Source organism: Ruegeria sp. Ofav3-42 (assembly GCF_022347725.1).
GTDB lineage: Bacteria > Pseudomonadota > Alphaproteobacteria > Rhodobacterales > Rhodobacteraceae > Ruegeria.
In genome coordinates, this window is the sequence record NZ_JAKRGB010000005.1 from 1 (window position 1) to 13,931 (window position 13,931).

General features: G+C 57.3%; 8 protein-coding genes. 2 read left to right on the top strand and 6 right to left on the bottom strand.

The features are described from left to right. Positions 1-203 precede the first annotated feature (203 nt). The gene (locus MHN28_RS09140) at positions 204-2,450 is read left to right on the top strand and encodes a DUF3604 domain-containing protein (protein ID WP_239338212.1); all 2,247 of its coding nucleotides are present in this window, start codon (positions 204-206) and stop codon (positions 2,448-2,450) included. A 54-nt stretch (positions 2,451-2,504) separates the two neighbouring features. Next, on the top strand, positions 2,505-3,854 hold the full coding sequence (locus MHN28_RS09145) for an aspartate ammonia-lyase (protein WP_239338215.1): 1,350 nt from the start codon (positions 2,505-2,507) through the stop codon (positions 3,852-3,854). A 316-nt stretch (positions 3,855-4,170) separates the two neighbouring features. Here the strand turns inward: MHN28_RS09145 and MHN28_RS09150 are convergent, their stop codons facing one another. The 6 genes from MHN28_RS09150 to MHN28_RS09175 form a co-directional block, all read right to left on the bottom strand. After that, on the bottom strand, positions 4,171-6,819 hold the full coding sequence (locus tag MHN28_RS09150) for a nitrate reductase (protein WP_239338218.1): 2,649 nt from the start codon (positions 6,817-6,819) through the stop codon (positions 4,171-4,173). Beyond that, on the bottom strand, positions 6,819-7,151 hold the full coding sequence (gene nirD, locus MHN28_RS09155; RefSeq protein ID WP_239338221.1) for a nitrite reductase small subunit NirD: 333 nt from the start codon (positions 7,149-7,151) through the stop codon (positions 6,819-6,821). Before nirD ends, MHN28_RS09150 begins: the two co-directional genes overlap by 1 nt. Next, positions 7,148-9,583 (bottom strand): nitrite reductase large subunit NirB, encoded by a 2,436-nt coding sequence (gene nirB / locus MHN28_RS09160; RefSeq protein ID WP_239338223.1) that lies wholly within the window; start codon positions 9,581-9,583, stop codon positions 7,148-7,150. The genes nirD and nirB overlap by 4 nt, the downstream gene beginning before the upstream one ends. Before the next feature lie 4 nt (positions 9,584-9,587). Then, positions 9,588-11,267 carry an ABC transporter ATP-binding protein gene (locus tag MHN28_RS09165; protein WP_239338225.1) on the bottom strand — a complete coding sequence of 560 codons (1,680 nt, stop codon included), beginning with the start codon at positions 11,265-11,267 and terminating at the stop codon, positions 9,588-9,590. Positions 11,268-11,272: 5 nt separating this feature from the next. Beyond that, positions 11,273-12,355 (bottom strand): ABC transporter permease, encoded by a 1,083-nt coding sequence (locus tag MHN28_RS09170; protein ID WP_239338227.1) that lies wholly within the window; start codon positions 12,353-12,355, stop codon positions 11,273-11,275. A gap of 73 nt (positions 12,356-12,428) precedes the next feature. Then, complete coding sequence (locus MHN28_RS09175; protein ID WP_239338229.1) at positions 12,429-13,793, bottom strand: CmpA/NrtA family ABC transporter substrate-binding protein; 1,365 nt, start codon at positions 13,791-13,793, stop codon at positions 12,429-12,431. Between the last annotated feature and the right edge of the window lie 138 nt (positions 13,794-13,931).

Here is a 13,931-nt window from a genome sequence, read left to right on the forward strand (position 1 = left end):
GGCTTCCTCCTGCTGGGTGTAATCGCCGTGTTCGCACGGGCCAGGTCGCTAAGCAAACAGGCCAAAGAAGCGTCGTTGAAAGACGCCTGAAAACTTCCCCCAAGGCCCGCAGATAAAGGCGGGCCAATCAAACCCTAACTATCATCTGCGCCGTACCCGCGAGCGTGCCGGGTAGCCGCGTCCTTAAAACAAGGAATTCGACCATGCCAAATCATGACTATCGTCCCGATCTCATGGGCAGCGCCGAGCTGTCGCCTGCCGGTCCGATCGAAGCGGGCTCGTGGCAGAGCTACACCCTGACTTACACCGCTGGTAAATTCGGTATCGACGATCAGGGCGGTTTGAAAGTGGCCTTTCGGACCCACTCGGACATGACGCCTCTGCAGATGGATGACCCCAAAGCGCCAGGCTATCTGACCATCGAAACGTCGAACGGGGCACCGTTCGAAGCCGAGTTCAGCTATAAGCGCAACCTGCGCCCCTGGGGCCTATGCATCACCGTTCTGTGCAAGCAGTTCCTGAAGCCCGGCGACCAGATCATTTTTCGCATCGGTGACCAGCGTCAGGGTTCGCCCGGCGTTCGTACCCAGACCCATATCGAGGCAGAACATCAGTTCCGGATCACGGTCGATGCCTTTGCAACCGTCGACTACACTCCGCTGGAAGATGACGCGCAGCCCTTCATCAAGATCGTCCCCGGCGCGCCCAAGCTGTGGAAAGCGATCCTGCCGACCCTGCGCAAAGCAGGCCAGCCGTTCCGTTTCGTGGTCAAGCCAGAGGACAACTGGGGCAACCCGTCGGACAAGTTCGAAGGCGAGATCACGCTGCGCCCGAACAAGCCGATCAATGGCCTGCCGGAAACCGTTGCGTTCAAGGCTGGCGAATTCTCCGTCGTGCTGGATGATCTGACGGCGGATGCCGAAGGTGACTATACCGTTGATGCATTGATCAATGGTGAAGTCGTGGCGCATTCCAACCCGATGCGCATCAGTGCGTCTACCGGTTTCGGCCACTACTGGTCCGACATGCACGGCCAATCGGGTGAAACCATCGGTTCGGGTTCGGCGCGCGATTACTTCTTCTTTGCCAAACACCGTTCGTTCGTGGACATCACCGGCCATCAGGGCAACGATTTCCAGATTTCCGACAACTTCTGGGATGAGATCAACAGCCTGACCGCCGAATTCAACGAAGAGGGCAAGTTCCTGGCGCTGCCCGGTTACGAATGGTCCGGCAACACCGGTCTGGGTGGCGATCACAACATCTGGTACCGAAACGAAGGCCGTCCGATCTATCGCTCGTCACGGGCCATCGTTCGGGACAAAACCCGTCCTGAAAGTGATTGTCACGATGTGACCGAGCTGTTCGAGGCGTTGCGCGGCGAAGACGTTCTGGTTGTGCCGCACGTAGGTGGTCGTTTTGCCGATGTAACCTACGCGCATGACGCCAGTGTCGAGCCGTCGGTCGAGGTGCATTCCAGCTGGGGCACGTTTGACTGGATCGCGCAGGACGCACTCAAGATGGGGTATCGCATTGGTATCGTGGCCGGTTCGGATGGTCACAAGGGGCGCCCCGGAGCGTCTTATCCGGGGGATGCCAAATTCGGCTCTTATGGTGGTTTGACCTGCCATCTTTTGCCGGAATTGACTCGGGACGCGCTGTTCGAGGAGTTCCGTCGCCGACACCACTATGCGACCACCGGCTGCCGCCTGTATATGTCCGCCGAGATGGAATATGACAGCCCAGCTCGGGTTTTCGTTCGCAATCCCACTCTGGACAACACCGAGTTCGAAGAATCCACCACAGCGATCATGGGCGACATCGTCCAGACCGATCAGGACAAGGCAACTTTCAATCTCGAGGTCTCGGCTCAGGTGCCGATTGAAAAGGTTGAGCTGTTTGACGGATTGGAAATGATCGACCGGTTGCGTCCCTACGGCGAGGCCGATCTGGGTGCCCGGTACCGGGTAACCTGTAAGGGTCAGGAAACGCGCGGCCGTCAACGTCTGGTCAAATGGACCGCGTCCGCCGATCTGGAAGGTGGCAAGATCCGCCGCATCCGACCGATCAACTTCTACAACCCCGACCGCCAGCCAGCGCAGGTTTCCGATACCCGCGTCGAATGGGTCAGCGTCACCACCGGTGGGGCGCAATCGGTTGACCTGTGGGTCGAAGACGCCGGAGCCGACTCCAAGCTGGTGATCAAGACAAATCAGGGTGATCTTGAAATTGCGCTGTCGGATATCGGCCTTGAAGGCACTGAGGTTGCATGTGGTGGGATCGACAAGACCCTTCTGGTGCAACGCATGCCGGAAGAACTGACCGAGACGCAGATGGCTGTCCGCCGCGAAGTTTCGATCCCAGGCAAAGGTGACAGTGCCATCTTTGCGCGCGTCGTGTTGGAAGATGGCCATGTGGCATGGACCAGCCCGATCTACAGCTTCAAATAAACCAATTCGGTGCCCTGCCTTCAGGGCACCGCAACTCATTTTCGGATATGAAATATGATAAATCGAGCTGAAATAGACTCCCTTGGCAGCATCAGTCTGCCTGCTGACGCGCTTTACGGAATACAGACTGCCCGCGCGGTGGAGAACTTCCCGATTTCCGACGTCCCGCTCAATCATTTCCCGCGACTTGTCGAAGCGCTGGCTTTTGTCAAAAAGGCCGCCGCACGGGCAAATCTGGAAGCCGGTGTTCTGGATGCCGATAAGGTGCGCGTCATCGAGGATGTATGCGACGAAATCCTGGACGGGCAGCACCATGAACACTTCATTGTTGACATGATCCAGGGCGGGGCCGGAACGTCGACCAACATGAACGCGAACGAAGTGATTGCAAATCTTGGTTTGCAAAAACTTGGTCACGAGCCCGGCGACTATATGTACCTGCATCCGAATGATGACGTTAATCGCTCGCAATCCACAAATGACGTGTATCCGACGGCGATCCGGCTCGCGGTCCTGCGTATGATCGACCCGTTGATCGTGGCGCAGCAGGAGCTCGTTGATGCGTTTCGGGATCGCGCGCAGGCATTTAGGGATATCCAAAAGGTTGGCCGGACGCAGTTGCAGGACGCCGTCCCCATGACCTTGGGACAAGAGTTCGCCTCGTTCGCCAATACGGTTGAAGAAGATATCGATCGCATCCGACAGATTTCCGCGCTGCTGACCGAGGTAAACCTGGGCGGCACGGCAATTGGCACGGGCGCAAACGCTCCCGCGGGTTTTGCGAAGCTTGTGGTAACTCACCTGTCAGAAGTGACTGGAATCCCGTTCACGCCCGCCAAGGACTTGATCGAAGCTTCTTCGGATTTGGGTGGTTTGGTGATGTTTTCCGGTGTCCTGAAACGCGTTGCAGTCAAGATATCGAAAATTTGCAACGATTTGAGGTTGCTGTCCAGCGGACCGCGCGCCGGTTTCGGTGAAATTCGCTTGCCACCAGTGCAGGCGGGCAGTTCGATCATGCCCGGCAAGGTCAACCCGGTGATCCCCGAAGTTGTCAATCAGGTCGCCTATCAGGTTATCGGCAACGATCTGACCATCACCATGGCCGCTGAATCCGGTCAATTGCAGCTCAACGCGATGGAACCAATCGTCACTTTCCGGCTACTTGACTCCATTCGCATCCTGCGCCGTTCAATGAATACGCTGACAGAACGTTGCGTCCGTGGCATCGAAGCCGACGAGGAACGCTGCCGAGATCTGCTGGCGAACAGTCTTGTCTCGGCCACTGCGCTGGCACCGATTCTAGGATACGACGCGGCGGCCAGGATCGCCAAACAGGCGTTGAAAGACAAAACGACAATTCAGGCGGCACAAGAAAGACTGGGCTTTGCGCCCAAACCCACCTGAACGCCGGGATGCCGCCGGAAGTTTTGGGCGTATGAGTTCGGGTGTCACAATATGCGCGGAATCAAGCTCCTCTCCCCTTCTTGGATCTGCGTGGCTCCGGCTGGCATTTTGCCAGCCGGGATCACTTTCAATTGAAAGAGTAATATCCCACCAACCATGGCCTGTCAGCGCAGCGAATGGACCCTAAGTGCGGCGGCGGTAACGCGAATAAGCGGTGTACGGATCTCAAACATGGAGCGAAAAGAATCTAATCTTGCAATGAATGCCGATCAAAGCAAAAACTCGACTTTCAGCAAGAACTATAAGACTACCTGAGTTATTGCTGAGGGCAGTTTTCAAGTCTCTTCAAAGGTTTCGAATGCTCATTGATCAAATCAGCTATCTCTGACCGACATGAACCACAGTTCGTTCCAGCCTGAAGAGCGTCTCCGATATCATCCACACTGATCAAACTCTTGTCGTTAATAGCGCGGATGATGGTTCTAAGCCCGACTCCGAAACATGAACAGACAATTGGTCCACAATCTTCTGAAGCAACAGATGAACGACCGGATAAAATCTGTTGGAGCGCGACCTCGGGCAAGGTTGCCAAGTAGTCTCGCATCAGTGTGACAGGCTTTCGGGATACGAAGAGCACCGCCAATATGCGCTGCCCTTCTGACAGCGCAATCCTGAAAGACCCGCTCTTTGCGTCTTCTACAGAGGTGGCCACGGCTTTGTGTAGTCCAAACCATTCTCGGGCGGTACTTTCCCAATCATCGATGACCTGTTTTCCGGCCAACTCCAACCTGTAGCCGTTGGCGGTTCTGGCGGTCGCCCGATAGTCTGCGTTGGGCGACGCGGCAGCAACTGAGACGGCAAAACCGTACCATGCGGCATTCATTCGCCGTACGGACACAGCTGTTGATTTACTTTCTGGTTGTCCTGAAATCGGATCAGTCACACTTGGAACAAGTGCATCCACACGGGCGGATGGGGCGGTTTCATCTGTCCAATGGATAGGCGCAAACACTTGACCTGGCGCGATAGATTCCGAGATACGAAGGCGATAAATGCCGCTTCCAACTGAGCTTGTAATTTCGACTAAATCAGCGGTACTGAGGCCCAATCGACCAGCGTCGTCAGGGTTAACCTCTAAGTGTGGTTCGGGAAGATGGGCTGATAAACGAGGCGACAAACCAGACCGGGTCATAGTGTGCCATTGATCGCGATTTCGCCCCGTATTCAATAAGAATGGATATTGTGCAGAAGTCGTTGTCTTTGGTGGCCGATGGGTGACAGGAATAAAACGCGCCTTGCCATCAGGATGAAAAAAATGTCCATCGCCGAAGAAACGGCCGTCTGGTTTGCGCGATATCCTTGGCCACCGTGTTGGACTTAGCGTTTCATATTCTTCGTCATCAATGTCCGAAAAGTCCATAATATCAAAGTCCTTGCCAAATGACACGGCAAGCGATGTCATATTCGCGTATTCCCGAAAAATCTGCGCGGGCGTCTCATAGCTGAAAGCTTCTGTCCAACCCATGCGGCGACCCACCTCGGCCAGGATTTCCCAATCCGCGCGCGCCTGCGCCGGAGGTGCGAGAACGGCACGTTGTCTGCTGATCGTGCGGTCTGAATTGGTTACGGTTCCGCTTTTTTCGGCCCAGCCCGCCGCTGGTAACAGCACATCCGCGAGGCGCGCGGTATCCGTGTTGGCTGTCAGATCGCTAACAACTGTGAATGGGCAGCGCGTTATCGCATCCTTCACGCGATCAGCGTCGGGCATTGTGACTGCCGGGTTGGTGTGAATGATCCAAAGGGCTTTGATCTGACCGTCCTCGACGGCGCGAAACAGGTCGACCGCTTTCAGTCCCTGCTTTAGAGGCATGGATGGTGCATTCCAGAATTTTTGTACCGCTAAGCGATGATCTTCATTTTCGATGTCTAAATGGCACGCCAGCGTGTTGGCCAGCCCGCCGACCTCTCGACCGCCCATGGCATTGGGTTGTCCGGTGACCGAAAACGGACCCATTCCCTCGCGCCCAATCCGGCCTGTTGCCAGATGACAATTCAGGATCGCATTAACCTTGTCTGTTCCGCTGGAGGACTGGTTCACGCCCTGGCTGAAGATCGTTACGACACGCTCGGTTTTGATCCAGAGTTCGCAGAACTTCTCAATCTCATGTCGACTTAGTCCAGTTACTGATGGATCGTCCTGCTCTGCCGTGCTTATGGCATCTGCGAAGCCGACTGTTCGATCTAGAAATGTCCGATCGAAATGCCCGCCCGCGTGAATTCTGTTCAGCAATTGGTTGAACAAGGAGACATCGCTACCCGGCTTCAGCGCCAGATGGAGATCCGCCTGATCACAACTTGCCGTTCGACGCGGGTCGATAACAACAATCTTCGTTCCACGCGCCTGCCGCGCCGCGAGCACTCGTTGATAGAGCACCGGATGACACCACGCGAGGTTCGAGCCCACCAGAACCACAAGATCGGCCTGATCCAGATCCTCATAGGTCCCTGGAACGGTATCGGTCCCGAAAGCACGTTTATGCCCCGCCACGGTTGAGGCCATGCAAAGCCTTGAATTGGTGTCGATATTGGCTGAACCTATGAAGCCCTTCATCAGTTTGTTGGCGACGTAATAATCTTCGGTCAACAACTGCCCGGAGACATAAAACCCAATACTGTCCGGTCCGTACGCTTCGATGGTGGACGAAAACCGGTCCGCGACCAATTGCAGAGCTTCATCCCACTGAACGTCCTTGCCGAATGCTCTTGGGGTCAGCAAACGGTGATCCAGCCCCACTGTTTCGCCTAAGGCCATACCTTTGGAGCACAAACGCCCGTAGTTCGCAGGATGGTCCGGGTCGCCCCGAACCGACAATCCTCCGGCGCCATCTGGACGCAGCAGGACACCGCAGCCGACACCGCAATATGCGCAGGTCGATCGCACCTCGGGCAGGCCGGTTCCGTCCATCAGGCTGCACTCCGCTGGGCCACAGCGCTGTCGTCCAGCAGGATACGGCCACCTTCCAGACGTACAGGATAGGTGGTGATCCGTCCGTCGTCTGCCCCCTGCGCTTCGCCTGTGTTCAGATCAAAGACCCAATTGTGCAGGGGGCAGGTCACTGATTGCCCATGCACGATGCCTTCGGACAGCGGCCCGCCCCTGTGAGGGCAGCTATTGGTGGCCGCAAACACCTCGGCCTCGGCTGTGCGAAAGACCGCGATGCAACCGATATGTGTTTTCACCAAACGCGCACCGCGAAGAGGCACCTCGTCGATATGTCCGATGTCGATCCAGCTCATTCCGCGGCCTCCAAGGTGAAATCGGCAATTGGCGCATAGGTCTGCGCCTTGTCCCGCACGTGCTCAGCCCAGGGGTCCTTGCGGTAGATGCTTTGGGACAGTTCGAACCGTTCAACCAGTGCGGCACGGTTCTCAAGATCGTCCACGACCTGAGTCTTGACCCAATCCATGCCGACCTTTCCCAGCCATTTGTACAGCCGATCCAGATACTTGCCGCTTTCGCGATAGGCTTGCGTGACGGCCATCACGACCTCAATAGCTTCGATTTCGGATGGTACCTGGCAAAGAAGCTCGGTCTCTTTCACATCCATACCGGCGGCCCCGCCGATGCTGATCTGGTAACCGGAGTCCACACAAACGACGCCGATATCCTTACAAGTCGCCTCGGCACAGTTGCGGGGGCAACCGGATACGGCCAGCTTTAGTTTATGGGGCGTCCAGGACCCCCACAGGATTTTCTCAAGCTTGACCCCAAGACCGGTGCTGTCCTGAGTCCCGAACCGGCAGTGATCGGTGCCGACACAGGTTTTGACCGTCCTCAACCCCTTCGAATAGGCATGACCAGAGACCAGCCCAGCATTGTTAAGATCCGACCAGATCGCGGGTAGGTCCTCACCCTTCACTCCCAGCAGATCGATCCGCTGACCACCGGTGACCTTGACGGTCGGCACGTCGTACTTGTCAGCAGCATCCGCAATGGCACGCAGCTCCTGAGGCGTGGTGATCCCGCCCCACATACGCGGCACAACGCTGAACGTGCCGTCTTTCTGAATATTGGCGTGCTTGCGTTCGTTCACCAACCGGCTTTGTGGGTCGTCCTGATACTCAAGCGGCCAATCGGCCAGTAGGTAATAGTTGATCGCCGGGCGGCAGACATGGCAACCGTTGGGCGTTTTCCAGCCCAGTTCCTGCCAGACGGCGGCCTGGCTTTTCAGCTCTTGCCCCTGGATCAGACGGCGCACATCTTCATGCGTCAGGTCGGTACATCCGCAGATAGGTTGTGCGGTTGGCATCTGGAACGCGTCGCCCAGAGTGGCTTGCAGCACCTGTTCGACAAGCCCGGTGCATGTCGCGCAGGAGGCGCTGGCTTTGGTGCTGGCACGAACAGCGCCCAGATCGTTGGCGCCAGCGTTGATCGCCTCAACAATGTCACCTTTGCATACGCCGTTGCAGCCGCAAATCTCCGCCTCAGGCGGCAATGCTGCAACGGCTGAGAGAGGGTCCGCGGTGTCGCCCCCCTGATATGCCGGGCCGAAAATCAGCGTCTCGCGCATTTCGTCGATATTGGTGCCGTCCTTAATCAGGCCGAAGAACCAACTGCCATCTGCGGTGTCGCCGTACATGACAGCGCCAATCAGGCGATCTTCTTCAATGACAAGGCGCTTGTAGACGCCGCGCGAGGGGTCGCGGAACACGATATCCTCGCGCCCCGGCGCATCAGCGAAGTCGCCCGCGCTGAACAGGTCGCAGCCGGTGACTTTCAGTTTGGTCGAGAGGGTTTTCTGAGCAAACGCAGCTTCCTCTTCCAACAGCGCTTGCGCCGCCACCTTCGCTTGATCGTAAAGCGGCGCGACAAGGCCAAAGACCTCTCCGTCATGCTCCACGCATTCACCCACGGCATAGACATCCGGGTCCGACGTCAGCATCTGGTCATCCACATGGACACCGCGTCCGGTGGCCAGCCCCGCCTTTTGAGCCAACGCCGTATTGGGACGGATACCCACGGCCATCACCAGCAGATCACAGGGCAATTCCGTCCCGTCATCCAGCAGCAGCGCGCGAATCTTGCCGTCGTGTCCGAGAACTTCCTTGGAGTTCGCCTGCAGGCAAATCTTTATGCCTTTGTCCTCAAGCGACTTCTTCAGTAGGTACCCGGCGGCTTCGTCCAGTTGCCGTTCCATCAGGTGACCTATGATATGCACCACGGTGACGTCAACGCCGTGTGCGGCCATGCCCGCTGCGGCCTCAAGCCCCAGCAGCCCACCGCCAATCACGACGACTTTGTTGTCCGGGCCCATGCCCATCATCTGCTGTGTGTCTTCCAGATCGCGATAGGCGATCACGCCATCCAGATCATGACCGGGCAGGGGGATAATGAACGGGTTTGACCCTGTCGCGATCACCAGCTTGTCGTAGGGTACATGCCCGTTCGCGCCTTCGACCACCTTCATTTCGCGGTCGATCTTTTCGACCTTCTCGCCGAAACGGCATGCGATGCTGCGCTCGGCATACCAGGCGGCATCATGGGTGACGATCTCTTGATAGGTCTTCTCACCGGACAGAACCGGGCTGAGCATGATACGGTTGTAGTTCCCGCGCGGTTCGGCGTTGAAAAGGGTGATGTCGAACGCATCCGGAGCGGCGTCGGTCAGGTGTTCCAACACCCGGCCCGAGGCCATCCCTGCGCCGATGACAACAAGTCTTTGCTTCATGATTTCACTCCGCTGCAATCGCCTTGGGGGCGGGCGATTTTGGTTTGGCGCCGTGTTCGTATTCTTCAAGGAAATCGTGGACTTCCTGCCGGTAGGCGTAGTAATCCGGATGTTCCAGCAGAGCCTTGCGGGTGCGCGGGCGCGGCAGGTCGACCTTGGTGATCTTGCCGATGGTTGCCTGTGGGCCGTTGGTCATCATCACAACGCGGTCGGCCAGTAGGATCGCCTCGTCCACGTCATGGGTTACGCAGATCGCAGTGACCTTGGTGCGGGACCAGACCTCCATCAGCACTTCCTGCAATTCCCAGCGCGTCAGGCTGTCCAGCATCCCGAAGGGTTCATCCAACAACAGCAGTTTAGGAGACAAGGCAAAGGCGCGAGCGATACCGACGCGTTGCTTCATGCCGTTCGACAGATCGGACGCTGATTTATCCATCGCATCGGACAGGCCAACGCGTTCCAGATAGTATTCAACGACATCCTGCCGTTCGGCCATGCTGGCCTTGGGATAAACCTTGTCGACTCCAATTGCGACATTCTCATTTGCGGTCAGCCATGGGAACAGGTTCGGCGATTGGAACACCACCGCGCGTTCAGGGTCAGCGCCTTCGACATGGCGGCCATCCAGTTTGATCGCGCCTTTCGAGATTTCGTTCAACCCGGCGGCCATGGTCAGAACCGTGGACTTGCCACATCCGGAATGCCCGATCAGCGAGATGAACTCGCCCTTGTCGATCTTGAGATCGAAATCCTCGACCACGGTCAGCGGGCCTTTGGGCGTGGGGTAAACTTTGTGAAGTTGCGAGAAGTCGAGGAAACGGTTCTCGATCATCCCCTTTTGCGCGTCGATTACTGCCGTGGGTACGCCATGAATCGGCGTGACATCGGGCAGAATGCGCGAGCCTTCGACCTTGGCTTCGATACCTACATCCATCAGGTACTTAGTTACGTCCGCGCGCAGGTTTTTGAACGTCTCGTCGTTATTCATGGCACCCCGGTCGCGCGGTCGCGGGATCGTTACACGGAACTCGTGTCCGAGCGTCCCATCCGGGTTCAGAGCAATGATGCGGTCGGCCAGAATTATTGCCTCGTCCACATCATTGGTGATCAGCACGCAGGTCTTCTTGTCAGCCTCCCAGATGTGTTCGATCTCATCCGCCAGATTGGCGCGGGTCAAAGCGTCGAGTGCGGACAGAGGCTCATCCAGCAGCAATACCTCAGGGTTCATCGACAGAGCCCTCGCCACATTAACCCGCTGACGCATCCCGCCGGATAGTTCGGCCGGGCGGCGTGTCGCGGCATGGCTGAGGCCCACCATCTGTACGTAATGCGCGACCTTTTCCGCCTTCTCGGCCTTACTAAGGCCGGGGAAAACCGTATCAACCGCTAGTCCAACATTGCCGCTAACCGTCAGCCACGGCATCAGAGAGTAGTTCTGGAAAATCACGCCCCGTTCCGGGCCCGGCCCTTTGATCGGGGCGCCTTTGAACGTGACCTCTCCACCGGTTGGGGTGTCCAGCCCCGCCATCAGGTTAATCAGGGTGGTCTTTCCGGTGCCCGAAAAGCCTAGGATCACCAGAAACTCGCCCTTTTGCACGTCTAGATCGATACCCTTCAGCACATCCGTGCGCTCGGCGCCTTCACCGAAGGACTTAGAGGCGTTTTTGAAGCTCATAATGCTCATTGCGCTCACCGGTTGTTCGTGAAGGTAAAGAGGGATTGCAGCGCGTACATCACGCGATCCAGCAGGAAGCCAATGATGCCGATGGTGAAGACCGCAACCATGATCTTGGCCAGAGAACTGGATGAACCGTTCTGGAACTCATCCCAGACAAATTTGCCTAGTCCGGGGTTCTGCGCCAGCATCTCGGCTGCGATCAGAACCATCCAACCAACGCCCAAGCTGAGGCGCAGGCCGGTGAATATCAACGGCAGAGCTGAAGGTAGTACCAGTTTGGTGATCTTGGTGTAAGTGTTCATTTTCAAGACCTTGGAGACGTTCACCAGATCCTTGTCGATGGACGCCACACCCAGCGACGTGTTGATAAGCGTCGGCCAAAGCGAACACAGGGTCACGGTAATGGACGAGATCAGGAAAGACTTGGCGAACCAGCCGTCATTGGTCACGTAAACGGCCGAGACAATCATGGTCACGATCGGCAGCCAGGCCAGCGGCGAGACTGGTTTGAAAATCTGAATCAGCGGGTTCAACGCGGCATTTGCCGTTGGTGACAAGCCGGCGGCGATCCCAAGCGGCACGGCAACGACTGTGGCGATCAGAAAGCCGAAGAACACCGTTTTGATTGAGGTCCATATTTGTTGGTAGTATGACGGTGCACCCGTGTATGCGACCTGCTTTACCTCATCCGCGCGACCTGCGTCGAGCAGCTTTTGGTTCCGTTCCTCGACCATCGCCTCGAACTTGGCGCGTTTCGCAGCCTTGGCTTGCGCGTCTTCGTTCAGGTTGACCATTTCCGCCCAGACCTGAGCCGGTCCGGGGACTGCACCCAGCGAGGTCTGCACTTTTGGGGCCAAAGTCGCCCACAACAGCAGAAAGGCGCAGATCGAAAGAATGGGAACAATCAGCAGCCGCCAGATCTCAATGATCTGGGCGCGCGGGTTGTCTCCGGCGGCGGCCTTCAGGACCGGGGTCGCCCAGCTGAGGCCCAAAACTTGGAACCATTTGTCGGCAGCACTGATGCGGGTGAAAAGGCGGGCGCGACGTGCCTCTCGGGCGGTGTCTGCGTTGAATTCTGGATCGACCGTTGTCATTTGATGTGTCCTTGCGATGGCGGGGCACTGGTGGGGGCCACGCCGGGTTCAAGCCGGGCGCGGCTGTGCGGGATTAGCCTTGCACGTCTGAGCCGACGATCTTCTGATCGCCTTTCAGACCGATGGACAGGCTTTCGAGATAGGCGTTGGGGGCGCGACCGTCATAGGCGATACCGTCGATGATATCCTCGGCCGGGGTCGGAGCTTTGTAACCGTCGCTGTCCCAGGGGAAGTCGGCTTCGTTCGCCAAGCCTTCGTCGACCAGCAGGCGCGCGGCTTCCAGATAGATCTCGGGCTTGTAGACGGACTTGGCGACCTCGTCATACCAGCTGTCCGGTTTCGCATCGGCGATCTGACCCCAGCGGCGCATCTGGGTCAGGTACCAGACGGCGTCCGAGTAGAACGGGTAAGTCGCGTTGTAGCGGAAGAATACATTGAAATCCGGGACGTCGCGCTTGTCACCCTTTTCGTATTCAAAAGTGCCGGTCATCGAATTGGCGATGACGTCGTAATCCGCGCCCACGTATTCCGGGCGGCTGAGGATTTCGACCGCCTCGGGTCGGTTGGCATTGTCGTTCTCGTCCAGCCACATCGCGGCGCGGATCAAGGCTTTGGTCACGGCCAGCGTGGTGTTCGGATATTTCTCGGCGAACTCGGCGTTGATGCCAAAGACTTTTTCGGGGTTGTTCTTCCACAGCTCATAGTCAGTGATTACCGGAACGCCTATGCCCTTGAATACGGCCTGTTGGTTCCATGGCTCGCCCACGCAGTAGCCATAGATCGTGCCCGCCTCCAAGGTCGCAGGCATCTGCGGAGGAGGGGTCACGGACAGGAACACATCCGCACCGATCTGACCGGTGACGTTTTCGGGGCTGTAAAAGCCTGGGTGCAGACCACCAGCAGCCAGCCAGTAGCGCAGTTCGTAATTGTGCGTGGAGACAGGGAAGACCATGCCCATGTTGAAGGGCTTGCCCTCGGACTTGTATTTCTCGACGACCGGAGCCAGTGCTTCGGCGCTGATCGGGTGTTGCGGACGACCGTCCTCCATCACCGGAATATTCGGCTTCATCTCTTCCCAGATTTCATTTGAAACAGTGATGCCGTTGCCGTTCAGGTCCATCGAAAAAGGCGTGATGATATGCGCCTCGGTCCCGTAACCGATCGTTGCGGCCAAAGGTTGTCCGGCCAACATATGTGCCCCGTCCAGCTGCCCGTCGATTACGCCGTCCAGAAGCACCTTCCAGTTGGCCTGAGCCTCAAGCGTGACGAACAATCCTTCGTCCAGAAAGTACCCTTGCTCATAGGCCACAGCCAGTGGCGCCATATCCGTCAATTTGATAAAGCCAAAGGTCAGTTCGTCCTTTTCAAGCTCCAGCTCGGCCAATGCCGGAGACACAAGCGCTGTCGTTGCCGCGAGGCTCAGAAGTAGCTTTTTCATCTCGATCCCTTTCGGTTCAGCCCAACCCCTTGGGCAAACAAAAAAGCCGCCGACACAAACCGCCGGGAGGAGTTGGCGGTTGGTCGAGCGGCTTTGCTCTTGTTGGGTGCCCAGAGTTTCGGGCGAATTCCGTCAGTG